Annotated in this window: 20 protein-coding genes and 1 tRNA gene; 15 read left to right on the forward strand and 6 right to left on the reverse strand. The window is 40.8% G+C overall.

Annotated features, from left to right (window positions below):
- The first annotated feature begins 72 nt into the window (after positions 1-72).
- The 3 genes from AS219_RS02830 (at position 73) to AS219_RS02840 (ending at position 2032) form a co-directional block, all read left to right on the forward strand.
- On the forward strand, positions 73-753 hold the full coding sequence (locus tag AS219_RS02830; RefSeq protein WP_067979832.1) for a biotin--[acetyl-CoA-carboxylase] ligase: 681 nt from the start codon (positions 73-75) through the stop codon (positions 751-753).
- A gap of 176 nt (positions 754-929) precedes the next feature.
- A complete protein-coding gene (locus tag AS219_RS02835; RefSeq protein ID WP_067979835.1) occupies positions 930-1700 on the forward strand; it encodes a polyprenyl synthetase family protein in 771 nt (256 codons plus the stop codon).
- 259 nt (positions 1701-1959) lie between these two features.
- Positions 1960-2032, forward strand: a tRNA-Thr gene (locus AS219_RS02840).
- Between the two features lie 159 nt (positions 2033-2191).
- On the opposite strand, the gene AS219_RS02845 is transcribed toward AS219_RS02840, so the two are convergent.
- Positions 2192-3010: a glutamine synthetase gene (locus AS219_RS02845; protein WP_067980540.1), complete on the reverse strand. Its 819-nt coding sequence runs from the start codon at positions 3008-3010 to the stop codon at positions 2192-2194.
- Positions 3011-3094: 84 nt separating this feature from the next.
- Between AS219_RS02845 and AS219_RS02850 the strand changes: the two genes are divergently transcribed.
- The 3 genes from AS219_RS02850 to AS219_RS02860 are packed head-to-tail and all read left to right on the forward strand — an operon-like array spanning position 3095 to position 5511.
- Complete coding sequence (locus AS219_RS02850) at positions 3095-3928, forward strand: MlaE family ABC transporter permease (protein WP_231861848.1); 834 nt, start codon at positions 3095-3097, stop codon at positions 3926-3928.
- Positions 3918-4646 carry an ABC transporter ATP-binding protein gene (locus AS219_RS02855; protein WP_067979843.1) on the forward strand — a complete coding sequence of 243 codons (729 nt, stop codon included), beginning with the start codon at positions 3918-3920 and terminating at the stop codon, positions 4644-4646. The genes AS219_RS02850 and AS219_RS02855 overlap by 11 nt, the downstream gene beginning before the upstream one ends.
- On the forward strand, positions 4639-5511 hold the full coding sequence (locus AS219_RS02860; protein WP_067979845.1) for an ATP-binding cassette domain-containing protein: 873 nt from the start codon (positions 4639-4641) through the stop codon (positions 5509-5511). Before AS219_RS02855 ends, AS219_RS02860 begins: the two co-directional genes overlap by 8 nt.
- Before the next feature lie 159 nt (positions 5512-5670).
- On the opposite strand, the gene tsaE is transcribed toward AS219_RS02860, so the two are convergent.
- Positions 5671-6087 (reverse strand): tRNA (adenosine(37)-N6)-threonylcarbamoyltransferase complex ATPase subunit type 1 TsaE, encoded by a 417-nt coding sequence (tsaE, locus tag AS219_RS02865; protein ID WP_067979849.1) that lies wholly within the window; start codon positions 6085-6087, stop codon positions 5671-5673.
- 160 nt (positions 6088-6247) lie between these two features.
- Here tsaE and AS219_RS02870 point away from each other — a divergent pair, with 160 nt between their 5' ends.
- From AS219_RS02870 to AS219_RS02885, 4 genes are all read left to right on the forward strand, one after another.
- Entirely contained in the window at positions 6248-6835 is a 588-nt protein-coding gene (locus tag AS219_RS02870) for a ribonuclease HII (RefSeq protein WP_067979853.1), read from the forward strand.
- Between the two features lie 187 nt (positions 6836-7022).
- Positions 7023-7490: a hypothetical protein gene (locus AS219_RS02875; RefSeq protein WP_067979855.1), complete on the forward strand. Its 468-nt coding sequence runs from the start codon at positions 7023-7025 to the stop codon at positions 7488-7490.
- A gap of 243 nt (positions 7491-7733) precedes the next feature.
- On the forward strand, positions 7734-9989 hold the full coding sequence (locus AS219_RS02880) for a transketolase family protein (protein WP_067979857.1): 2256 nt from the start codon (positions 7734-7736) through the stop codon (positions 9987-9989).
- A gap of 238 nt (positions 9990-10227) precedes the next feature.
- Positions 10228-11604, forward strand: a complete 1377-nt coding sequence (locus AS219_RS02885; RefSeq protein ID WP_067979860.1) for a proton-conducting transporter membrane subunit — start codon at positions 10228-10230, stop codon at positions 11602-11604.
- A 43-nt stretch (positions 11605-11647) separates the two neighbouring features.
- Here the strand turns inward: AS219_RS02885 and mnmG are convergent, their stop codons facing one another.
- Entirely contained in the window at positions 11648-13486 is a 1839-nt protein-coding gene (gene mnmG, locus AS219_RS02890; RefSeq protein ID WP_067979863.1) for a tRNA uridine-5-carboxymethylaminomethyl(34) synthesis enzyme MnmG, read from the reverse strand.
- Positions 13486-14106, reverse strand: a complete 621-nt coding sequence (locus AS219_RS02895; RefSeq protein ID WP_067979866.1) for a hypothetical protein — start codon at positions 14104-14106, stop codon at positions 13486-13488. The genes mnmG and AS219_RS02895 overlap by 1 nt, the downstream gene beginning before the upstream one ends.
- 91 nt (positions 14107-14197) lie before the next feature.
- On the opposite strand from AS219_RS02895, the gene AS219_RS02900 reads away from it, so the two are divergent.
- From AS219_RS02900 to nuoF, 5 genes are all read left to right on the forward strand, one after another.
- Positions 14198-14527 carry a hypothetical protein gene (locus tag AS219_RS02900; RefSeq protein WP_067979869.1) on the forward strand — a complete coding sequence of 110 codons (330 nt, stop codon included), beginning with the start codon at positions 14198-14200 and terminating at the stop codon, positions 14525-14527.
- Positions 14528-14617: 90 nt separating this feature from the next.
- Positions 14618-15118, forward strand: coding sequence for a LolA family protein (locus AS219_RS02905; protein ID WP_231861849.1), 501 nt, complete (start codon positions 14618-14620; stop codon positions 15116-15118).
- A gap of 408 nt (positions 15119-15526) precedes the next feature.
- Positions 15527-16075 (forward strand): nicotinate-nucleotide adenylyltransferase, encoded by a 549-nt coding sequence (locus tag AS219_RS02910; RefSeq protein ID WP_067979877.1) that lies wholly within the window; start codon positions 15527-15529, stop codon positions 16073-16075.
- 469 nt (positions 16076-16544) lie between these two features.
- Positions 16545-18281 (forward strand): single-stranded-DNA-specific exonuclease RecJ, encoded by a 1737-nt coding sequence (gene recJ / locus AS219_RS02915; protein ID WP_067979880.1) that lies wholly within the window; start codon positions 16545-16547, stop codon positions 18279-18281.
- A gap of 409 nt (positions 18282-18690) precedes the next feature.
- Positions 18691-19932 carry an NADH-quinone oxidoreductase subunit NuoF gene (gene nuoF / locus AS219_RS02925; RefSeq protein WP_067979888.1) on the forward strand — a complete coding sequence of 414 codons (1242 nt, stop codon included), beginning with the start codon at positions 18691-18693 and terminating at the stop codon, positions 19930-19932.
- A gap of 57 nt (positions 19933-19989) precedes the next feature.
- Here the strand turns inward: nuoF and AS219_RS02930 are convergent, their stop codons facing one another.
- Together AS219_RS02930 and mnmE are read right to left on the reverse strand one after the other, a co-directional pair.
- Positions 19990-21288, reverse strand: coding sequence for a bifunctional folylpolyglutamate synthase/dihydrofolate synthase (locus AS219_RS02930; RefSeq protein ID WP_231861850.1), 1299 nt, complete (start codon positions 21286-21288; stop codon positions 19990-19992).
- Positions 21289-21783: 495 nt separating this feature from the next.
- Entirely contained in the window at positions 21784-23436 is a 1653-nt protein-coding gene (gene mnmE / locus AS219_RS02935; protein WP_067979891.1) for a tRNA uridine-5-carboxymethylaminomethyl(34) synthesis GTPase MnmE, read from the reverse strand.
- Positions 23437-23439 lie beyond the last annotated feature (3 nt).

The raw sequence follows: 23439 nt of genomic DNA on the forward strand, positions 1-23439 counted from the left end.
CGGTTCGATATTAAGCTACTTTACAGGATACTCTTTAAATTATGTTCTGTTTCGCTTATTTGCACACCTATAATGTTCTCGCGTCCTCTTAACTTAATACGCCTTAAATCTCCAGAAAACACGAATGACGCTGTAAAAGACTTCATCTCGAATGGCAATTGTACACTCCTCATTGGAGAAAAACCGCTTTTTGGAAAAACAAGAAATGGGAAAAGTGATTGGAAAATCATGGAAGGCAATCTTTTCATGAGTATTGGTCTGTTCAACGAAGATGTAAAAACAGGAGAAATTGTTTTTAAAGTAGCTGTTGCAGTAGGTGAATTGCTCTCAAATTGGGTAGAGAATCTTCAGTACAAGTGGCCTAATGATATCCTGGTTGGAGGGAAAAAAATTTGTGGAATATTACTGGAATACAACTCCGGCAAATTAGTCATAGGGATAGGAATAAACGTACTACATTCACCGTATGAATGGACCACCTGTTTGGACAAGTACCACCCGATTTCTCTCAATGAACTTCCACTCCAGATCCTAGCCTCGCTTAGAAAGCACGAAAGCAAACCAATTGAACAAATCGTTGCAATATGGAGAAGTAAAGCATTCTTGTTAGGAAAGGAAATCGACTTTAATGCAAATGGAAAATTAGAAAGAGGTCTCTTCGTTGACGTCGCACTAGATGGCGCTCTTGTACTCGAAGATCTGCATACTAAAGAGCAAAAAAAATTTTATTCGGGGTCTATATGTACTACGTAATTGCCGCATACCTTGTATACATTGGATTATTAGGCTGGTGCAGCTGGAGAATCATACAGCGATACATTGATTCTCAACGAAAGTTACGTGATCTTGGCCATCGAAGGTAAGACGACGTTGCGAGATCATTCTACTTTTCACATTTTTTATTTGTAATAACCATCAAAAGGCCTAATATGACTGTTCAAAGAAAATTGCAAAAAGCATCAAGACTGATTCATGAAACTCTAAAAGAGAGTCTAGCTCTATTTCCAAGTGAAGATGAACTTTTTCAAGCAATTAGATATTCTCTTCTTGCAGAAAGCTCACATATTCGTGGCTTTCTAGTGCTAGAACTTGGCACACTATTTAATGTCCCATACGTGGATACCATAGAAGTTGCCGCTGCAATTGAAATGATTCACTCCTTTTCACTCATACATGATGATCTCCCAGCCTTAGATAACTCAAACGAAAGAAGGAATCAGCCTGCATGTCATATCGCTTTCCGAGAGAGCACCGCCATACTCGCTGGAGATGCTTTGTTGGTTTTGGCTTATCAGATGCTTAGTCGTTACGGTGCACCGCTTGTGCAACGGACTTCCAAATACATATTAGAAATGATTGCGGGACAGGTTCATGACGTGGGAAGTAGTTCTACACTCACAGCAGATGAAATCAATAAAATGAAGTCTGGCTCACTTTTTGCATTGAGTTGTTCTAGTGTTGGTCACATTGCAAACGGTGCACAAAGCGAGCTTACTGTATTAGAAGCATTTGGGTACGAAATAGGCATCATTTTTCAAGCTGTGGATGATATAAAAGACGGAGACGCAAAAAATGACCCTCAAAATACTATCGCTGTTTCCCTTAAAAAGGTTAAGGAAATTGTTAGCACAACATTTCTGCTCGAAAAAAAGACACTTATAGATGAATTAGTCACTTTCATCATCAATGGATCGCTCTAGGAGTCCACAGAACAAAACATCTGAACCGGTAGAATGGGTTTATCGGCCAAATGGGTGACCAAAACATTATGAAACCAATTAAAAATTGCAAATACTGCACAAACGCTCAATAGAAAGCACGTGAACTTCAAAATATATTTTTGAAGATAAATGAGGCATTTTCACCACACGCCTCAATTTCTCTTACCAAAATTAGTCATTACAGCCTAAGACGTTAGTATTGTCTGTACAGCAGGATTGTAGTAAGATTCCAAGTGCTGCCCGCGTGGCTCAATTGGTAGAGCAACTGACTTGTAATCAGTAGGTTGGGGGTTCGAGTCCCTCCGCTGGCACGCATTTCTTTGTGTTTGCGGTACTAGTCTCGACACTCCTTATGCGTACGGACACTGCTCGCTGCATCCCGCTCATTGTGGCTTCGCTTGCCGGTTTTGTTTTAGGAAAAACACACCTTACAACTCAAGTTTGCCTACAGTCAATTCTCAGGAATCTAGCTAGTGACAACATAAACACTTTTCGACGCCAACCTTGCCTGAATGATTCTGAATTCCAACACTATTCACACACATTACGTCCGCAAAACAAGCGTGCTCATCACTGTGAATTATAGCTTCAGAGTATGAAAGTGGCAGCCTATCATGGAATGCATCTGCATACTGACTTTCGCCAAAATTTGGCGCTCGAGGAACAACTTCATTGCAAATTCCATACTCAATCGCCCGCATTATTTGTCCTAATACTTTTGAAGGCATTGCATCTGCCCCTGCTATTCTATGCTCTATCGTATTATGTGTAACTCGTACAGCATTGGTTTTGTTCTCTTCAAAACCCCAATTTATAAACCTGGGCGTGAATTTATCGTAATATTGGAAACGCTTATAAGATTCTATACTGGGAGCAAAACAAAGCATCGAAGAACGCATTAGATTACAAAATCCACCGACGATAAAACTTCTTAGTTTAGGCTCAAGTCTGGTGATATTCTTTTGGAACTCTTTATCATGCAAACTGACATGAACATGTAAAGCACTTCCGGGTTGGTCCATGCATGGTTTTGCCGAAAAGTCTGCTATTTCACGCACAAGAACCTTGAAATTATTCACTTCACTTAGAAGAAGAGAGATGTTGTTGGTCGGGAGAGTTGAGATTTCATACTGACCATCCCCTTTTTCTTCGGTAATACGCTCGATCAAACAAAAGTGCTGAGAAATCAACTCCTTAAAGCACTCGATCTTTTCGTTACTATAGAATTCTAACTCGATTCCCAATTTTATCCCAAAGTTGAACCGGTCGTTTAGAGTTTCTAGAGTCATATCAGTTACATTTTCCAATCATTATCACCTATATCTTTCGAATCTGAAAGTTGAGAAGAACACTGTGAACTTGATTAGCTTATCTTGAGTTGGTATAAGAGCAGGACGATCTCCTCTACTTTTCCGATTAGGAAAGAGCCTTCGTATTTAAATGTGCGTTGCACGATGTATAGTTATATTAAGAATACAGTTAGAATCGTCGGTGATTTTACACTTTTCAATCTAAGCATCCTTCTAAGTAGTAGGAAGGTGTATTTTCTGGAAATAGTAAAACAGCTGTTTCTGATAGGATATTACTCGATGCCAATCGTTGCATTTTCTGCTGTGTTTATGGGAGCCATGCTTGCGCTCCATACTTATTCTGGTCTTGACCTTTTTCAATCACAAACGATGGTTGCACAAGTCCTAGCAAAATCGATTACTCGTGAAATAGGACCTGTGGTTGTTGGCATAATTGTTGCGGGGCGAGTTGCTTCGACAATAGCAGCAGAGATTGGCACAATGCGGGTTACAGAACAAGTGGACCTATTGAGGTCACTCTCGATCAATGTACACGCTTACCTTGTATTTCCCAAAATCATCGCGGCATTGATCTCTTTCCCTGTGTTATCGATAATCTCCGCACTGTTTGGAATGCTAGGCGGTTACCTCATAGGAACGTATAAATTCGCGTTTAGCGAAATGCTTTATATATCAGACACACTTACCTTTATCACGTACAAGGATCTTATATCTGGAATGACAAAATCGTTCTTTTTTGGCTTTATCACAGCAAGTGTCAGCTGCTTTAATGCTTTGAGAGCTACACATGGCGCAAAAGGCGTCGGAATAGCAGTAACAAACTCAGTGGTAGCATCCTTTGTACTGATACTGCTGTCAAACTATCTGATTACATTAGCTATATTTCATGGAAAATAAGATCAGTGTTCGTGACCTTTCTGTATATTTTTGTAATAGAAGCGTCCTAGATAACATAAACCTCGATCTCTCTCCTGGGGAGAATTTATCCGTTATCGGTAAGTCTGGCGAGGGCAAGTCTGTTCTACTAAAATCAATTATCGGACTTATACCAAAAAATAGAGGTGTAGTCCTTTTTAATGGTAAAGAAATCAAAGAGAATGTGGAAGAAATTGTGAGAAAACACAAGATAGCGATTTCTTTTCAGAACGACTGCCTTTTTGACGACATGACAATCCTGGAAAACTTATGTTTCCCGCTGACCAAAAGAAACGGAGTGAGCAAACAAGCAGCAATTGAGTTATCCAAGGAAATCCTTTGCAAGACCGGGCTACCGCTTAGGATTTTGACATCATACCCATCGGCACTATCTGGAGGAATGAAAAAGAGGATAGCCGTTGCAAGAACAATTATAACACGGCCAGAAATCATCTTCTTCGATGAGCCCACAAGTGGACTCGATCCAGTAACTGCTAACAAGATAACAGAGATGATCAGGGAATATACTACGCAGGAAGATGTATCCAGTATAATTGTGACACATGACCTTAAGTTCAGCAGAAAAGTTTCAGACAGAGTTGCAATGCTACACTTAGGAAAGATCATATGGCAAGGACAAACGGACTCATTAGACACCAGCGACAATCCATACGTAAAAGACTTTCTATCATATGCTTAGAGTAGATGGAAAAAATATCGGTTTTGCTAGGGAGGGAATACGCATTCTCTCGGATGTAAACTTCTCCGTGAAAAGTGGTCAGCTTTTGTGGATCAAAGGTGATAATGGCACTGGGAAAACAACATTGTTGCGTATTATTGCAGGAGTGCTCAAAACCTTTTCCGGAAGCATATCATTCTATTCACAGGGAGGCGCTAGACACAATGAACCAGAAGACACCTGCAAAGAGGAAGCAAAACGACAGGATAAAACACTTACTACAGAGACGATTAAAAAAGAGAAAAACCTGGATGGACACTGTCTTCATAAAACTGTCAACTATCAAAGTCTAGGTGATGCATATAACCAGTTAGAAACTGCGAGTGTTGTAGGTAGCACTTTGTGCAACAATGAGAAACATGAGGGAAACAAAGAACTCAAGAAGCTTATGATCAACACAGGTGTTGGAGAAGATTTTACTCAAAAAATTCAACCTCATAGTGAAATCACTTATATTGGAGAAAAACTAGCCTGTGACGAGGAGCATACTGTACTAGAGAATCTATATTTTTGGGCGAAGCTGAGGAATTGCACCCATCTACTCCAAGCTACATTAGAATTTTTCGACCTGGCAAAAATATCGAACATAGAAGTAAGAAAACTCTCTAGTGGCTGGAAAAAAAAAGTGAGTCTATCGAAACTTCTGCTATTCAACTCAAAGATTTGGATACTTGATGAACCCTTTATTCACTTGGACAAGAGGAGTATAAAACTATTCACAGAACTCTTTGATTTAAGATTGGCACGGAACGGAATTATCTTTCTCGTACACCATGATGAACTGGATATTGATGATAAAAAAATAACGAGATTAGAGCTAGGCTGATGCTCTAGTAAGCCGGACTCAAAACATATCACCTCACACCCTGTATTTCAATTTTCAAAAGTTAGAAATCGAAATAGCCACATTTTGAAGTCATCACAAGTGCGATAGCCAATAGCATCACCAGAACCGGGCTTGTAGTACCAAAACAGGGAGCTTTCGTCAATCCAGATGGAGTATTCTCTTATCATCTCCTATCACAGTAATTGTAATATGAAGAACTTCAGATGCATTGATAAAAGAATTTTTCATCACTTCAGGCCATTCTATTAGACAAAAATAGTTTTTAAGGATCTCCTGTAATCCAAGTTCATATAATTCTTCTGTACTCTTCACACGGTAGAGATCAAGGTGAGCTATATCATAACCATCAGATCGATATATGTTTACGATACTGTAGGTGGGACTTCGCACAACTAAATCCATCTTTGCGAAAAGACATCTGATTATTTCAGCAGAAAGATGCGTCTTACCAGCACCAAGCTCTCCCCGTAACAAGATAGTCCGCTTGCCGTTTAATATGGAGACGATCATCCTGGCAACTTGATTTATCTCATCAAGAGCATATTGTATTTCCATTTTCCCGCTATAAGCCAATCAAAATGATACTATCACACTGAAGGCTGTCTAGCTTACCATTTTAAAAGCACACTGTGGAAAGTAAAATCATGAAGTTCCTATACTTTGAACACTCACAAATGTGTCATTGAAAAAACAATTCAATACCGAAATTTAGTACATGGTATACAGAAAATCAGAAAATACACTCATTGCTGGAGTAGACGAGGTGGGAAGAGGTTGCTTAGCTGGACCGGTCGTAGCATGTGCAGTTATTTTAAAGGAGAATCTCGCTATTCCAGGAGACTCAAAAGCCCTTTCAAGTGCTGCAAGGCTATCGTGGTATGACAAAATTATGAGTAACTCATACAGCGCTGTGGGAATGAGCACTGTGAAAGAAATAGAAACAATGAATATTCTAAATGCAACCTTGCTAGCCATGGAAAGAGCCCTGGAAAGACTTCCTGTAATACCCACAACGGTACTCATAGATGGTAGGGATATTATTCATAACGCAAAAAAATACAAAGAAGTAAAAAGTATAATTTCAGGCGATAAGATTTATGAGGAAATAAAGGCCGCCTCGATTGTTGCAAAGGTTACTCGGGATAGATTGATGGAAGAATTAGACCCTGCATATCCGTATTACGGTTGGAGGTTTAACAAAGGTTATGGAACAAAGGCACACCTTGAGGCACTGGCAAAATATGGAGTCACAGATCACCATAGAAGGAAGTTTGCTCCAATAAGGAAGCTACTTCTCGGATAAAATGAAAGCAAAAAGAAAAAGAGTGATGCTTCATGACCTTACCTGAAAACATATACCAATCGCAAAAATTGAGTGGTTACACTGTTTGCGATAGAGTTGATGTTAATCGTAGTATCTGAGATGGATTGGACACTCTATAGAACTCAACAAACGGTAATATTTCGTAAGGTAAGCTAGCTTGTAAGATATGAGAAAATTTCTTGTTTTTGTAAAAAAAATCCTTGTACGTTTCTACGATTCTGTTGCACCATCGAAAATATCTTCTGTGAAAGTTGAGGGGAAGAAGAGTTCTTTTTCCCAAGTTCTACAGTTAATAAAGTATGAAAGAGAGAAAATACCTCTCCCAAAGGTTACCTTACCCGAACTTCATGATGAGAAAGACAAAAAGCTAAGTGGAGCCGACGAGGAAAGTGCATTCCAGCATTACTACTTGTATCAGTTTATAAATACAGAAAAACAACAAGAATTTGAGAGGAGACGCAAGAAAACCGGAAAGCAGCTAGCACACGTGATAAGTTTTATGCACTTCTTGTCAATGACTTATCCAACATCAAAAGCTAGATGTGGTCCTGCAATGAACGTGCGTCTGTACAATCCAACCATTCAGTCAGTCACCTTTAATTTAGACAAGTCAGAAAAGCAGCTTGGCAGGTAGGATCGCGCTAACTAAGTCGTTTGCAACGATGCTCCGGATAGCAGTCTATCCTTCAATTACGACTCAAGAAGCAGAAATACGATATTCACATAACGATCGCTTACAATTTCTTCATATTGATTTTTCACACACATGGCAACAAAAGGAGGTGTATACACACGAACACCACCAGTAGCAAAGCTAAGGACTAACGGACTAGTATGTGTTATAATGCGTGTTTTCTCGTGACTAGCTCAAACAACGATGAGAAGAATGTCCGCAGCAATACGTGCATTGACTATAGATGCGGTAAGCCGTGCAAATTCTGGGCATCCTGGAATGCCCTTGGGAATGGCAGATGTCGCAACTGTCCTATTTACAAAGTTCCTCAAGTTTTGTCCTAGCAACCCCGACTGGCCTGATAGAGATCGTTTTGTATTGTCAGCAGGCCATGGCTCGATGCTATTGTATTCTCTATTGTACCTAACCGGTTATCCAGACTACACAATTGAAGAACTCAAAAATTTCAGGCAGTTGCACTCGAAAACACCTGGACATCCAGAGTACAGGATTGCAAAAGGGATAGAAAATACATCTGGACCTCTTGGACAGGGTCTTGCAACGGGTGTAGGAATGGCGTTGGCAGAAGCAACCTTAAACAGCCGCTTCGGGGACATCATAGACCACTATACTTACATCATTGCTGGAGATGGATGTCTTATGGAGGGAATCAGCCACGAAGCAGCATCTTTTGCTGGTCATATGAAACTCCGTAAGATAGTACTTCTTTTCGATGACAACGGAATTTCAATCGACGGAAGCACATCATTATGCTCATCAGATGACAATCTAAAACGTTTTGAAAGTTACGGGTGGGATGTACAGCAAATAGATGGCCATGACTTTGCTGCAATAGAAGGTGCGATAGCAAATGCCAGATCGTCTGATAGGCCGTCTCTCATTGCAGCAAAAACAGTGATAGGCAAATTCATGCCAAATGAAGGTAGCAACAAGACCCACAGTGGTGGCCTTACACAAGAAGAAGTGATTGCATTTAGGAAAAGGCTGGAATACCCATTAGAAGAGTTCTCTATTCCCGAGGATATCTTACAGAAGTGGCGCTCATTGGGTAGTCTAGCAAAATATAAAGAATGGCAACTTGCTTACAACAATCTTCCTACAGAAATTTCATTGGCTTTCGAAAGAACAGGGGCCGGCTGCAGTACTGATTTTCTTCTGAGCAGTGGTAAAGCCTCAACCGGGAGCATCACTTCACATGAGAAAGATCACACCTTTGCATCAGGAACACCTTATCCAGGGGGTATGTGGAATCCACCTGAACAACCACAAAAACAGAACAACGCAAACGGTGGTGCGTGCGATAGTCCCGAACTATCAACATCTAGTGATCAAAGGACATTGTGTCATACCACAACTTCGGACAGCAATATTGGTAAGTCCAATTTAAAAATCTCAACACAAGATTTATGCATTGAGCCACAAGAATATCATCTACTGAAATACACAGAGATCTTCAATGAACTGAAGACTCGCAGTCAAGCGGTTCCCTCCGAAGCAACAAGACAATCTTCCGGAAGAGTGGTAAAATTTCTCACAAGTAAAATCCCCGAAATGCTCGGAGGTTCGTGCGATCTTACCGGCTCCAATAACGTGACCCCGGAACCATTTAAAGCGATAAGCGCCGACAATTATAACGGGAACTACATACACTACGGTGTCAGAGAGCATTTCATGGGAGCGTGTATGAACGGTATGGCACTACACGGAAACATTATCCCATATGGTGGAACTTTCCTCATCTTCTCAGACTATATGAGGCCTTCCATTAGGATGTCTGCGTTGATGGGTCTACGAAGTATATATGTGATGACACATGACTCAATAGGCGTTGGCGAAGACGGACCAACTCACCAACCGATTGAACAACTAGATAGCTTAAATCTCATTCCAAATTTATACGTTTTCAGACCATGTGATTATATAGAGGTAGTAGAATCCTGGCAGGCCGCCTTGAACATTACAAATGCACCGTCAGTAATAGTTTTGTCTCGGCAGAAAGTAAATTTTCTACAAAGGGAATTCCCAGAAGAAAACATGTGCTGTAAGGGCGCATACCTAATAAAAAAAGCATCTAGAAAAGCAAAAGTCTCCCTTTTGGCAAGCGGGTCCGAAGTTAGCATCTGCGCTGAAGTTCAAAGTGCGCTAGAAAAATTAGGCTATCCAACAGACCTACTATCCGTGCCCTGCATTTCCATTCTAAAAAGGAACTCTACTGACCAAAATAGGAAGCAATTAATTGAACCTGGGAGCATACCATTTGTTGTCGAGGCGAGCTCAGGTTTCATGATTAGTTCCATGTTTGGTGTGGATTCAGAGTTCCTTTTCAACATCAAGGAGTTTGGTTTATCCGCACCGTATGATAAAGTGTATAATCACTTTGGTTTGACTGTTGGAGCTGTATTAAAGCGTTGCTTGGAAAAGTTGTCAAAGTCCACATGACCAGCTAATATGTTTGCATTCTCGTATTACATAAACGGACCCATTGGGACAAATTCTATGGGTGGAATCCGTTTATACGATCTCGTGATCGCCTGTATGGGAATGGTTATGTCAGCTCTTTCTTATCTACGCTATAGTAGGTGTAACTGATTTTGTATAGGTGCGGCAGTGAAGACAAATATGTTGCCCACCAAAGTTGATTTAACGTATCACACATATATGAAGAGTTGATCGAAGAATGTACAAAACTCTTTTAATCTTAGAGGTGATCTCGCCACTGCTTGCTGCGCTCTCATTAGTCTTTTCAAATAGGAAACTCTATAAGCGTGCGCTCTTACTTATTGCACAAGCATTTGGTATTGGCAGCTCAATCCTGATATTTGCATATACCTCACAAGGAACAAAAATATCACTCACAGTTGGTGGATGGGATTCCATCTACGGAATCGAAATTGCAGCTGATCACTACACGGCAATTATGCTGCTTCTCCTAAATACGGTTACAGCACTGACAGTACTACACTCTTTCCAGAAAGATAGGGAAAGTTTTTTCTATAGCATCTTAATGCTGTGTCACACTGGCCTTTCTGGGATGGTTGTATCAAACGACTTATTCAATATTTATGTCTTTCTCGAACTATCCTCGCTAGCAAGCTACACACTTGTTGCGACTAAAGGTACTCAAGAATCGTACAAAGCGGCATTTGAATATCTAATAATAGGAACGATTGCCGCAACATTCTACTTGATTGGAATCGGACTCATATACGCAGTCACCGGACACCTTAATATTGGAATCATCACTTCCATGTCAGACATAGTGTTAAGTTCACATGCGGGCAGAGCAGGTGCAACGCTCGTAATACTTGGCATAATAGGTAAATGTGCTTTATTTCCTTTACATTTCTGGTTGGTACGTTGCTATAGTTCTACAAGCACAACCGTAGCAGCATTTTTGTCGGGAGTGAGCTCAAAAGTCGGGTTGTATCTACTAGCTAAGTTTATCTACACAATATTTGGTACACGTGTCCTGGCTCTTTCTGGATTTCCATTGAACATGATGATATTGCTTTTAAGCACACTAGCAATTTTTGTATGTGGTTTGCAGGCAATTACAACGCATGATATAAGGAGAACACTTAGCTATTCCAGCATTTCACAAATTGGCTACATTTCTTTGACACTTTCACTTGGCTCTGATTATTCTGTTTCAGTTGCAATGCTTCAAATGCTTGCACATGCAGTGACTAAATCAGCACTTTTCATGCTAGCTGGAGGATCAATACATCACACTGAAAAAAGGCATAAACAGTCACCTATAAAGAACATTTATCTTCTCGTAGCAACACTTAGCTTGGCTGGAGTTCCTTTTACGGCAGGATTTCTGGGAAAGCTCGAGCTCCTTCTTCTGGTGGTGCACATGCAGCACTATTTAACTTTGTTGATTCTGGCAATTGGAAGCATCATCACTGCGATCTATAGCTGGAAGATTTTCAACATGCTGCACAATTTTGAAGTAGAGAATTCGGTCCTACATCACATACCAATGTCAGTGTTTTCTTTGATAAACGTGGCTATCCCACTCACGAGTAGGTTCTTCTTAAAACTAATCTAGCTGTTCAAGAGCTGGGACTCAGATCCAAATCTTCAGGAAAAAGTCAAAGCCTTTCAGTACTTAATCCTCTCAAATGAATCAGAATTGACACGATTGCAGCAGGTGTAACACCTGAGATCCTCTTAGCCTGAGCGAGCGTTTCCGGACGTACAGCTTCAAGCTTTTCTATTACTTCCGATGAAAGACTCTTTATGGCACCGAAATCAAAGTTTGAAGGAATAGCAACATTTTCATTACTTCGAAGTAGTTTGATATCCTGCTCCTGCCTGAGCAAATACGGCTCATATCTAGCATTGATCATAAGCATTTCCCTATACTCTTTCGGCAACTCAGATAACTCAGGCCAAATTCTCAACAAATCTTCAAAAACAAAAAGTGGTTGTGTCATAAGATTCCAGGCACTTTTCCTTACCCCATCCTGAGCAACAGAAATACCTTCGATCTTTGCTAATTCATAAGGAGTGGTCGAAAGTTCATTGAGCTTGTTTTTGTACTTGTGAAAAGTTTCGTATTTCTTCCTGTACGCTGCGTAGCGTTCCTCATCAACCAAACCTACTCCATATGCTTTTTCAGTGAGTCGAAAATCCGCGTTGTCAGAACGCAGATTAAGCCGATACTCTGCCCTGGAAGTGAATAACCTATACGGTTCACCATTGGTACCAAGCGTGATGAGATCATCTATCATTACGCCAATATACCCTTCGGATCTACTAATTATCAGACCTGCACCTGCGGCGTTACTTCCAGCAACAATACCCTGACCAGCTGCTTCTTCATAGCCCGTCGTTCCATTTATTTGACCAGCAAAATAGAGACCTTTTACTCGCTTGCTCTCCAAAGTAGAACGTAATTCTCTTGGATCAATATAATCGTATTCTATTGTGTACGCGTATCTTGCCACTCTTGCCTTTTCAAGACCCGCGATACTACGGATAAATTCTTCCTGTATCTCCTTAGGAAGCGAGTTGGAGATCCCATTTGGATATATAAGTTCTGAGTCCAGACCTTCTGGCTCTAGGAAGATTTGGTGGCTATCCTTTTCGGCAAAACGGACAACTTTATCCTCGATAGATGGGCAATAGCGTGGCCCCCTAGCAGACACGCCATTTCTAATTGCAGAAAATTTAAGTGAATTTCTTATGATCTCGTGAGTCTTACCGTTTGTGTGAGTTATATAGCAAGAGACCTGCGGCACCGTTATTTCAGCATTCATATACGAAAATGGTGTAGGTGGAGAATCGCCGGGCTGCTCAGTAAGTGAAGAGTAATTAATAGAGTCTTTGTAAAGACGCGCTGGGGTTCCAGTTCTTAACCTAGAAATTTTAAAATGTTGCCTTAGTTTATTTCCCAAACATTGTGATGCCTTTTCACCAAACCTACCACCTTCTACCCTTTCCTTACCAGTCTGAATAACACCATTTAAAAAGGTCCCAGTGGTTAAAACAGCAGCACTACATTGGATAGTCCCGGTTTTTTCTCCGACCACACCAGTGAGACGATCATTTTCGATAATAAGATCAGTGATATGGTCTTCAAGAATACTGAGCTTCTCATATTTGGTAAGCAGCTCAAGCACTGCATACTTATAAAGTTTCCTATCTGCCTGAGCACGAGGACCCCAAACAGCAGCACCTTTACTCCGATTGAGTATTCTGGAATGTATACTAGCCCTATCTATCGCCAGAGCCATAACACCTCCCATAGCGTCTACTTCTCTGACAACATTGCCCTTCCCTATGCCTCCTATCGCAGGATTACAGGACATCTCACCGATGTTCGTCACACTGTTTGTTACTAGGAGAGTCTCAACTCCAAGTCTTGCAGACGCAGCAGCAGCTTCAACTCCAGCATGCCCCCCGCCAATCACAACGACGTATTGCATCAATCACGAGGAAGAATACGCAACATAAACTCCTTAGTCTGAAACGCAGTATTGATATGCAACCCTAAGGCAACTAAAAGCCCCTTTATATAGTACAAGTGGGATCTATAGTGCTCTGGAAGTGCCATTTCATCTTCAGAGGCAGAAGTAATACGGTCAAACAATTTGAGTCGCTCCTCATCTATTGGGACATCACAAACCACACTGAACTTCAGTTCCATATTGGTTGCGAAAACGTCGATTTTAGCATAGTCAGTAATCAACCTACTTAGAAGTAGCAACGAATGCAACATCAGCATGAAAAATTCGTCCTGAATAGATTCGATACCAAAGTGAAAAACTACCTTTTTCCCTTTGTAAAGCAAATACTGCTCAATATCTGCTAATGCTCTCGCACCTTTACTTCCTTGGAGGAACATATATTGTAGGACGCGCAGGTTTATTAGCATCCGAGAATTTACCTCAAGCAACTCATTAAAATCAAAGGCCTTTGGGTCATCTCTATTTACCTCGACCAACAAACTTAATAGAGAAACACAATTACCAAGATCGTGAAAAACGCTGGAGATTAATAAATTCAATGTATTTTGAGTCTTACAATCCTTGTTAAATATAGACATCTGATTGACTAGTTACCTCTTGAGAGGTTAACATGATCACAGGGTTTTTGATACATAACAGCTCGAACAGTGTAAATATCAGGGGGGTTTTATGGCTGACAACGTAAAAAATGAAGACGCAGATTTAGATTTGGATCTCGAAAATTTGTCCGAAGAATATATGCAGTCTGTACAGGAGCAAATTAAAAAATTTACTGAGAATCCACAAGTCCTCCAGAAAGCTTTGGCTCCGTTTATGAAGCTCCAAAGTGAATATATGAAGGACCCTGAAAAGCTTGGCAGTCTCATGTCTGGTGTAGAAGGAGCAGGTGAGGATGCGTTTAAGACTGAGGTTCAGGAATCACTGAAGAAGCTGCGCGCGCGTCTTGCAAAAATGGATAGGAGACTTGATGAGCTTTTTGCGCTCTTGTCTAACAAATAATGCTGAGAGTTTTAGTTTCTCTCTTTAAGTAGGTGTGCAGTGTCGGTAAAGGAGTTTGCAGTTTTGTTCTGTGTCCTCCTTTTCTCCTGTGTGCGGGTGTCCCATGCCGTTGATAGCGCTGCACTAGTGAATTACCTAGCCTCTCTCAGGACGCTTTGTGCTACATTCGTTCAGCATAACCCTGACGGCACACTGAGTGTTGGGAATCTTTTTCTTTCTGTTCCCCATAAGTTCCGGATTGACTATCATGAGGAAGGTATCTCTGTGGTAATGAATAAGGGCATGGTAACTTATTATGATGCCGCATTAAAGGAATCCAAGAGCTTCTTTGTCGGTAAATCGGATCCTCTATTATTGGCAATGTCGGATCTTGGAGCTTTACATAAATACGAACAATCCGTTGCTGGTGGGCTCTTTTATCTTGGAAGATCTTCGAAAAATAAGAGATATGTCCTTGTGCTTAGCCATTCTCCACCTGAAATAAGAGAAATACTTCTTGAGGATGAATCTAAACAAATAACAAGAATGGTTCTTAGTGATGTGTGCTATAACGGCACTCTTGATAGGAGCGTTTTTGATATAACTAAGTAACTTTTCGCCTCAATAGACACACAAGAATCTCGATCACTGTTTTACCTTTTTTATCGTCTTGTTCTGAGTCACAGTGAGAATTCCTATCAACAAAATAGTAATGTATAGACCATCCCTTATACTTATTACTGAACCAAAGTAGGATTTTTTTCGGGCACACACTACTAACAGAAGGAGTCCTTATTCATGCCGAAAAATATGGTACAGTCCTAAGTACTTCAGATGCCTCAACAATGAGCATCAATTGTGTACTTATCTTTTGATATCTTTATGCAGTACACGGACCCCCCTATTCCAACCTAATGTTCATTACTCATTGTCGCTAAAAAGATTTGACAAAAACAGACTTTCGATAATATTCTCCGCTTTTGACCACTTACCTATTGTTTCCGACCATAATCTTTTACGATGCCACTGAAAATAGGACTATTAGGGGGATCTTTCAATCCACCACATGCTGGACATTTATATATTTCTCTGGAGGCACTAAAACGTCTGAATTTGCACCAAGTTTGGTGGCTCTTTTGTAGGAAAAATCCATTCAAGCAGATTGGTTATATTCCCTGTGAAATTAGGATTGAAATGGCTCGTACATTGATAGGTATTAATAAGAAAATTAAGCTCATTAATAGTGATGACGTATACACATATAAGACTCTCAGGAAGTTAACTTCTCAATATCCGCATCATGATTTCACATGGATTGCCGGCATGGACAGCATAATGACAATTCATGCATGGGAAAATTGGAAAGAAATTCTTCGAAAAGTCAGATTTGCAATTTTTGACAGAGAACACTTCCTCCACAAATGCATGAGATCAAGATTTATTTTATGTGTTGATAGAAAACGCGTTTCACCAGTACTAATTAAGAAAAAAGATATTTCGTCAACTTTACTCCGCAGTAAAAACGAATGGTACAAACATGTTTCGAATCTAACTGACACAATACGATGAATACATAAGGATTCAATCCTATAATCCAAACCTCAAAATAAGGATCATAGTATCTATAAGCGGTTACCCTGGTACACAACCTATCATAATGCTACTCAGAGTCTGCATAGCTGAGTGGGTAAGCGTGAAGTATAAATAATTCAAAGAATGATGACACGACACAATAAAACCATGTCCAATAATGGGAGGATAGACACTGTAATATCAGGTGTTCAATAAACAACTTCAGCACAAAACTATGTACCCGGCAAACATAAAATGCTCTGTGAGATACCCACACGTAAGAAGTCGTGTACCACAATAAAGGACACTATCACCTTAGAAAAAGCTGAACTGAAAAAATGGAAGAAACTCGCATAAACCTCTCCTAGTACCCGGCACCTGTAGATTCGAGAACAGCATCGAAAAGCCTACAAGATCCCTGTAGAATATCCATGAAAGTCGCTTCATCGAAACAAACTGTAAAAGAATGACGCAAAACCTCAGGACATCAATTAAGGGAAGTATCTGGGTTCACAATCCCATACCATCTAAAGAACTACTCTTCCTAAGACAAAAATTTGGACTGTCACTAACAGTTGCATCGGTTTTGTACAATCGTGTCGAAGCAGATGATGATATAGCAAATTTCCTTGATCCAAAACTCAAGCACACTTTACCGGATCCATTCAGCCTGCTCGGAATGAAAGAAGCAATAGAAAGGATACTGAAAGCAATATCTCAAGATGAAAAAATTGTTATCTATGGTGATTACGACGTTGACGGTGCAACGTCATCCGCGCTTTTGAAAAATTACTTCAGAGAGATAGGTAAAAAGGTTGACGTATATATTCCAGATAGGATTACTGAAGGTTATGGGCCAAACAAAGCTGCATTTACTCAACTGAAAAAAGAAGGATACACACTATGCATTACAGTAGACTGCGGTACCCTAGCTCACACTGAAATAGAAGTGGCAAACACAATTGGCCTGGACATAATAGTTGTAGATCATCACATAAGTGCAGATGTAATACCTCCAGCCACGGCTGTAATTAATCCCAATAGAATTGACCAGCCTAATGTACCGTATACTGAGCACTTAGCAGCCGTCGGGGTATCGTTCCTGCTCCTTATAGGATTAAATGTTATCCTCAGGACTAAAGGCTTTTTTGATAATAAAAGCGAACCTAACCTTATAAATTATCTGGATCTCGTCGCATTAGGTACAGTCTGCGACGTCGTTAGACTTACCGGAATCAACAGAGCTTTTGTTAAACAAGGACTGAAAGTTATCAATCAAAGAAGAAATTTGGGATTGCAGACACTTACTCAAGAACTCAAGCTCTTCAATACACTAGATACGTATCACTTAGGCTATATAATAGGACCACACATAAACGCAGGAGGGAGAATATCTCAATCTTCGTTAGGAAGTAGGTTACTATCGACACAAAATCCTGCTGAGGCAGAAGAGATAGCTACAACTCTCTGTGTTTTAAATCTCAAAAGAAAAGAAATTGAAAGGACAGCACTCCAGGAAGTTATTACCCAAGTAGAGAAGACAAACAAAAAGATCATTCTTGCAGCAAGTGCGAATTGGCACCAGGGAATAATAGGAATAGTCGCTTCCAGGATCAAAGAGCGTTACCATCTTCCGACAATTATTCTCAGTATTGATGGAAACATAGCTAAGGCAAGCGCACGATCAATAAAGGGCGCAAACATAGGAGTGGCAGTGATAGCTGCAAAAGAAAGTGGCTTAATAATAGAAGGTGGAGGTCATAAAATGGCAGCTGGCTTCTCGTGTGCGGTAGAAAAAATTCCAGCAATAAGAGAATTTTTTGAAGAGTACTTCAAAGAGGTAGACACACAAGAAAGCATCCGTATTGATAGCGAGCTTTACATCGATACAATCACTAGTGACCTTTGTGAGGACCTGAAAATTTTAGCACCTCACGGTTCGGGCAATCCCGAACCCAAATTTGTGCTAAAGAATGTGAGAATCGTCACTAGCCGGATTATTGGTGAGGATGGACATATCGCCTGCACACTGAGAGATGCAAGGACACACACAAGCATTCGCGGGATTGCATTTAGAGCAGACCCCATACTAAAAGAGGCAATCCTAAATTGTGAAGTTACAAACCTTCTTGTAAAGATAAAAGCTGACAACCTGGGATATAGCGGCAAACCCCAGGTGATCATAGAAGATGCATCAACTTAAACAGCCAAGTACTGTCGCAAACCCGGTGCACTTCTCTGGAAGAAAGAAATTATGAAAATTTGGCAGACTGAGCAGTAATATCTTAATATCTGAGTATACATCTACCACATCATTTGGTCGACCTGCATCACACTCCAGTTGGACTTGTGAGAGTTATGTACACATAGAAATGCTAAGCTTGTATAACATAAGTGTTGCAACAATGTGTTCAGTATTTGGAATGAAGTTATGCAGGAATGCTAAACTCACACAGCAGAAACTCTTCAAGCATACATACAGCAGCATTACAAAAGGATCGACCGAAAATAAATCACCTCCTCTACTTAAACACCAAACATAAAAAGGACATTCAATATTATGACTTTCTCTCCAACCTTTTGTATAATTTCGCTGTAAGACAGAGAGAACCATGCTCAAACCAGAAGATAGGATCTTTAGCAATATACAAAAAAGAGAAGGCATCACATTAAGTGAGGCGCTCAAACGCGGTGACTGGAATGACACCAAACAATTTCTTGATAAGGAACCTGAATGGATCATAGAAGAAGTTAAAAAATCCGGCCTAAGAGGAAGAGGAGGTGCGGGTTTCCCTACAGGAATAAAGTGGAGCTTCATGCCAAAGGAGAAAGAGGCTGGTAAACCGTCGTATCTAGTAGTCAATGCAGACGAATCGGAGCCAGGCACGTGTAAAGATAGGGACATAATACGTTTCGAGCCACACAAACTCATCGAAGGAATAGTATTAGCAAGTCATGCGATGCGTATAGACGTATCGTATATTTACATACGTGGGGAGTTCTATAACGAATCTCTTGTTCTAGAAAGGGTTATACAGGAAGCGATGGATGCACATCTTATTCCTGAGCAACTAAAGATTTTTGTTCATAGAGGCGCTGGAGCGTACATTTGTGGTGAAGAAACAGCCTTGCTAGAATCACTTGAAGGAAAGCGAGGCATGCCAAGAATGAAACCCCCTTTCCCAGCTGGATGTGGATTGTACGGTAAGCCCACCACGATAAATAATGTGGAAAGTATAGCTTCGGTCCCTACAATACTGAGAAGGGGTGGCGATTGGTTTGCAAGTCTCGGCGTCAAAAACAGCTGTGGTACAAAAATATTTTGTATCTCCGGTCACGTAAACAAGCCATGTAATGTCGAAGAGGCATTGGGAGTACCACTCAAATTCTTGATTGATGAGTACGCAGGTGGTGTCATAGGTGGCTGGGACAACCTTCTCGCAGTTATACCGGGAGGATCATCAGTACCAATGATTACTAAGGAAGTTGCAGAAACAGTCACAATGGATTTTGATTCCCTAAGAGCGGCAGGCTCTGCACTTGGAACCGGCGGCATCATCGTAATGAATAAAGAAACCGACATAATACGTGCCATAGAAAGGCTTTCACACTTTTATATGCATGAATCATGTGGCCAATGCACACCTTGCCGAGAAGGTACAGGCTGGCTGTGGAGCATAATGAAACAATTAAGTGAAGGTAAGGGGAAAAAATCCGATGTTGATTTCTTATTGCAGCTTACCAAACAAATCGAGGGAAACACCATATGCGCATTAGGTGACGCGGCTTCCTGGCCTGTACAAGGTCTTATAAAGAACTTCAGGAGCGAGATAGAAGCGCGTCAAAAGGAATGAAATACCCATTTGCTCAGGGGCGACAAAGGAGCGGTCACTTGATTCGAGAAGAGCAGCTTAAGAGAGACAGCCCTCGATCTCACCGTAACTAGCAATGTCACGAAGAAGAAATAGTGATCCACATAACAAAATCTTTTTGGTAGCTGAATCTCTACCAAGAATATGATGGAACGCATCTTCAAGAGAAGAACTTTTCCTACATTCCAAGCCTAACTCAAGAATGGGCTGTGCAGTTTCTTCAATCGTCTTACTCCGTGGTTCACCCTGTACACACACTACTGAGATGCTTTCGATATTCGGAAGGAGATGAGACACAAATTCTTTTGTATCCTTATCTCTCGTCATACCAAGAATGATATGGACCTGTTCTTTATTCAACCAAGCAGAAATTGTCCTGGCTCCAGAAGGGTTATGTGCTCCATCCATGTAGAACTCCCAGCCTTCTGGAAGCATACTAACAAGCTTATTGGTTTTGCCACGTATTAACTGCAATCTAGCTGGCCAATTCGCATTTCTAATACCAACACTGACACTCTCAACACTAATTGCATCGTAAGTGTACCTACTACTCAAGATAGTTGCTGCAGCAATTGCATTACCCGCGTTCCCAATTTGGTGTAAGCCTCTCAAGTTAGGAAGTGGATATTCCTCTACATGTGAACCAACACTAAACTGTAACATTTTCCCAGCACTTACGACTTCCCACTCGTGCCCTTGCCTAAAAACAGGAGCTCTTTTACTCTTTGCAACATCCTGTATAACTTCCATGGCTTCACTATGTTGTTTTGCAATAACACAGGGAACTCCTTCCTTGATAATACCAGCTTTTTCATATGCAATTTGAGCAATAGTTGCACCCAAGTAATGAGTGTGATCAAAATCTATTGCCGTGATAATTGTCGCTAATGGCTTAGGAAAAACGTTTGTTGCATCTAGCCTACCCCCCATACCCGTCTCAATCAGGCAGCAATCAGCATTACTACGCGAGAAGGCCAAAATCGCGGCAAGTGTTGTCCCTTCAAAAAAAGTTAGCTTTTCACCTTCGGAAGCAATTCTCACATCCTCCAGTACATTATATAGAACGTTATCACTTATTTCCCTGTCGCGGAGAACTATACGTTCGTTAAAGTACCTCAGGTGTGGTGAAGTGCAAACATCTACTGAATAGCCTGAAGCTTGAAGTATTGCTCTAAGAAAAGCTATCGTAGAACCTTTACCATTCGTACCAGCAACATGCACGACCCGTTGCATAGACAAATGAGGATCACCAAGCTTCTTCAAAACACTTACTACCCTGGATAATCCCAAATCAATTGCAGTAGGCCTAGCACCTAACGGCTTAGGCCAATGGGGCATATACACACTCATCAGCTACCGGAACCAGACAAAAAAGAGCCAGAGGAGTCTAACACAGATACAGTCTTCGTACCATCAATTTATCTTATCTTAATGTATTAACCGATGGGCAAAATACTTTTCTGACAGCGGTGTATTTCGCGCAAAGAACATTTAAAGCTCTCTGTGGTGCTTTAAATAACATGCAAAATATGCTTTCAATACCGGAGTTACATTCCCCGCATCAAAAGCTCTCCGTAGTAATTTAAATAACGTCCAAAAGACGCTTTCAATATCAGAGTTACATTCCCCACACCAAAAGCTCTCTGTAGTGCTCTCACCAGTACACAAAAGATACACTTAACAATTAACATCAACCATGCAAAAACAGTTCAAATTCTCTACAGCAGCACAGACTAAAAGACAATTCGTAAAACAGAAAAGAAATACGTTGTTTAGCATGGCAATGTTTTTGCGCTAATGCAGACAATCTACCAAACAAATAACAAAATGACCTCATTTGCCTATGCAAAACGAGGAAAAAATCTCATCTAAGACGTCATCCAACTTGATCTCACCTGTGATGGATGCAATATGATTAGCTGCAAGTTTAATCTCCTCTGCAGCAAGCTCGATTGGAAGATCCGTATTAAAACGTCGCAGATGGTCTAAAGCATTCTCCAATGCCAATCGGTGCCGCGCACGTGTAATGATGTGAGCTTCAGTATTTGAGAACGAAACGATATCAAATATTCTGTCAAGAAGAAGCTTTATGCCTTCTCCTTTATACGCGGATATACATATGTACCCCTTTTCTTGCCAGAATGACAACTGCGTAGGTGCGATGTCAGCCTTTGTGACAACCTTTACTATAGGAATGTCTAGTCTTTTTGCTGCCGTAAATAATTCACCAAATTCTCTATATATGTCCTCACTACACTCACTGCCATCTGGATTGTGCTCTCGTATCGTATCGTGACACACCAAATGACGATCTTTCTCCCCATGTCGCTCGTCAAGGATATCTCGCAAGTTGAGATCCATTTTTCCCATATCCGGACAGCTCATATTCTTACTTCCAACACCTGACCTTTCAAAGCGCATTTCGTGAGCCCATCCACTTGAATCTACAGGTTTATCTACACATCTTTGATCACTTTGCATGTGCTCTTTACTTTCCAGATCCACCAGTTGTTTATCAAGGTGTCGTGTAATGACTGGGTCTACCACATCTTCACCTCTTTCATTTGTCACACGCAACGCGGTGATATCTTGAAGCAAGACAATGACATCCGCTTCTGCCGCCTTTTTGAGCGCTCTAGCTATACCTATTTTTTCTATTGCATCACAGGTCTCCTGGATCCCAGCTGTATCTGATAAGATCAGTGGGTAACCATTACAATCTAGTCTTACCTCAAGTACATCCCTCGTAGTACCTGGAATATCAGTAACTATTGCAAGATCCCTCTTAGCAAGATAGTTAAAAAGAGTCGACTTACCTACATTTGGCTTCCCGACTATTACAACTGAGAAACCTTCTCTAATTTTTTCCCCGATTTTACCGTCAGCAAGATAATGAGCAATGTCGCATTGTATAGCCATGATCGATTGTTGTATCTCTGCCAGCACGGTTTCTGGTATTTCTTCATCCGGAAAGTCTATATATGCTTCCAAATACGAAAGCACTTTAATTATTTTACTACGCAGAGAATCATATCCCTCAGCCAACTTCCCCGATAAATGCCGAGAAGCTTGCTTTAATTGTTCGCGCGTCTCAGCGTTAATTAGATCTATTATGCCTTCTGCTTTTGTGAGATCCATTCTGTTATTCAGTACTGCTCTCCTTGTAAACTCACCCGGTTCAGCAGGTCTGAACAATGTAGAAAGCTTCTCACTGATATATCGCAGAACTGCTATACTCCCATGTGAGTGCACCTCAACAACATCCTCACCAGTAAAACTCGCAGGAGAAGCAAAATAAATAACCAATACCTCGTCTATTAGGAGGTGCTCATCGAAGAGTCTTGTAAAGTACACAAACCTAGGGCGCGGCTGCTTTACGTCTAATCCAAGGATTTCTAGCGCTAGGAGAGCATCTGGCCCGGAAATTCGAAAAACAGCTACACCCGACTTTCCAAAGACAGTAGAAAGCGCGTATATCGTTGACATTCT

Source organism: Neorickettsia sp. 179522 (assembly GCF_001593535.1).
GTDB classification, from domain to species: domain Bacteria; phylum Pseudomonadota; class Alphaproteobacteria; order Rickettsiales; family Anaplasmataceae; genus Neorickettsia; species Neorickettsia findlayensis.

Bases quoted from the DNA above. Each gene is read 5' to 3' on its own strand.
- AS219_RS02870 (WP_067979853.1), top strand. From the start codon at position 6,248: ATGGTATACAGAAAATCAGAAAATACACTCATTGCTGGAGTAGACGAG.
- recJ (WP_067979880.1), top strand. From the start codon at position 16,545: ATGACGCAAAACCTCAGGACATCAATTAAGGGAAGTATCTGGGTTCAC.
- AS219_RS02910 (WP_067979877.1), top strand. From the start codon at position 15,527: ATGCCACTGAAAATAGGACTATTAGGGGGATCTTTCAATCCACCACAT.
- AS219_RS02855 (WP_067979843.1), top strand. From the start codon at position 3,918: ATGGAAAATAAGATCAGTGTTCGTGACCTTTCTGTATATTTTTGTAAT.
- AS219_RS02830 (WP_067979832.1), top strand. From the start codon at position 73: ATGTTCTCGCGTCCTCTTAACTTAATACGCCTTAAATCTCCAGAAAAC.
- AS219_RS02860 (WP_067979845.1), top strand. From the start codon at position 4,639: ATGCTTAGAGTAGATGGAAAAAATATCGGTTTTGCTAGGGAGGGAATA.
- AS219_RS02875 (WP_067979855.1), top strand. From the start codon at position 7,023: ATGAGAAAATTTCTTGTTTTTGTAAAAAAAATCCTTGTACGTTTCTAC.
- AS219_RS02835 (WP_067979835.1), top strand. From the start codon at position 930: ATGACTGTTCAAAGAAAATTGCAAAAAGCATCAAGACTGATTCATGAA.
- tsaE (WP_067979849.1), bottom strand. From the start codon at position 6,087: ATGGAAATACAATATGCTCTTGATGAGATAAATCAAGTTGCCAGGATG.
- AS219_RS02845 (WP_067980540.1), bottom strand. From the start codon at position 3,010: ATGACTCTAGAAACTCTAAACGACCGGTTCAACTTTGGGATAAAATTG.
- mnmG (WP_067979863.1), bottom strand. From the start codon at position 13,486: ATGCAATACGTCGTTGTGATTGGCGGGGGGCATGCTGGAGTTGAAGCT.
- AS219_RS02880 (WP_067979857.1), top strand. From the start codon at position 7,734: ATGAGAAGAATGTCCGCAGCAATACGTGCATTGACTATAGATGCGGTA.
- AS219_RS02895 (WP_067979866.1), bottom strand. From the start codon at position 14,106: ATGTCTATATTTAACAAGGATTGTAAGACTCAAAATACATTGAATTTA.
- AS219_RS02885 (WP_067979860.1), top strand. From the start codon at position 10,228: ATGTACAAAACTCTTTTAATCTTAGAGGTGATCTCGCCACTGCTTGCT.
- mnmE (WP_067979891.1), bottom strand. From the start codon at position 23,436: ATGTCAACGATATACGCGCTTTCTACTGTCTTTGGAAAGTCGGGTGTA.
- nuoF (WP_067979888.1), top strand. From the start codon at position 18,691: ATGCTCAAACCAGAAGATAGGATCTTTAGCAATATACAAAAAAGAGAA.
- AS219_RS02930 (WP_231861850.1), bottom strand. From the start codon at position 21,288: ATGCCCCATTGGCCTAAGCCGTTAGGTGCTAGGCCTACTGCAATTGAT.
- AS219_RS02900 (WP_067979869.1), top strand. From the start codon at position 14,198: ATGGCTGACAACGTAAAAAATGAAGACGCAGATTTAGATTTGGATCTC.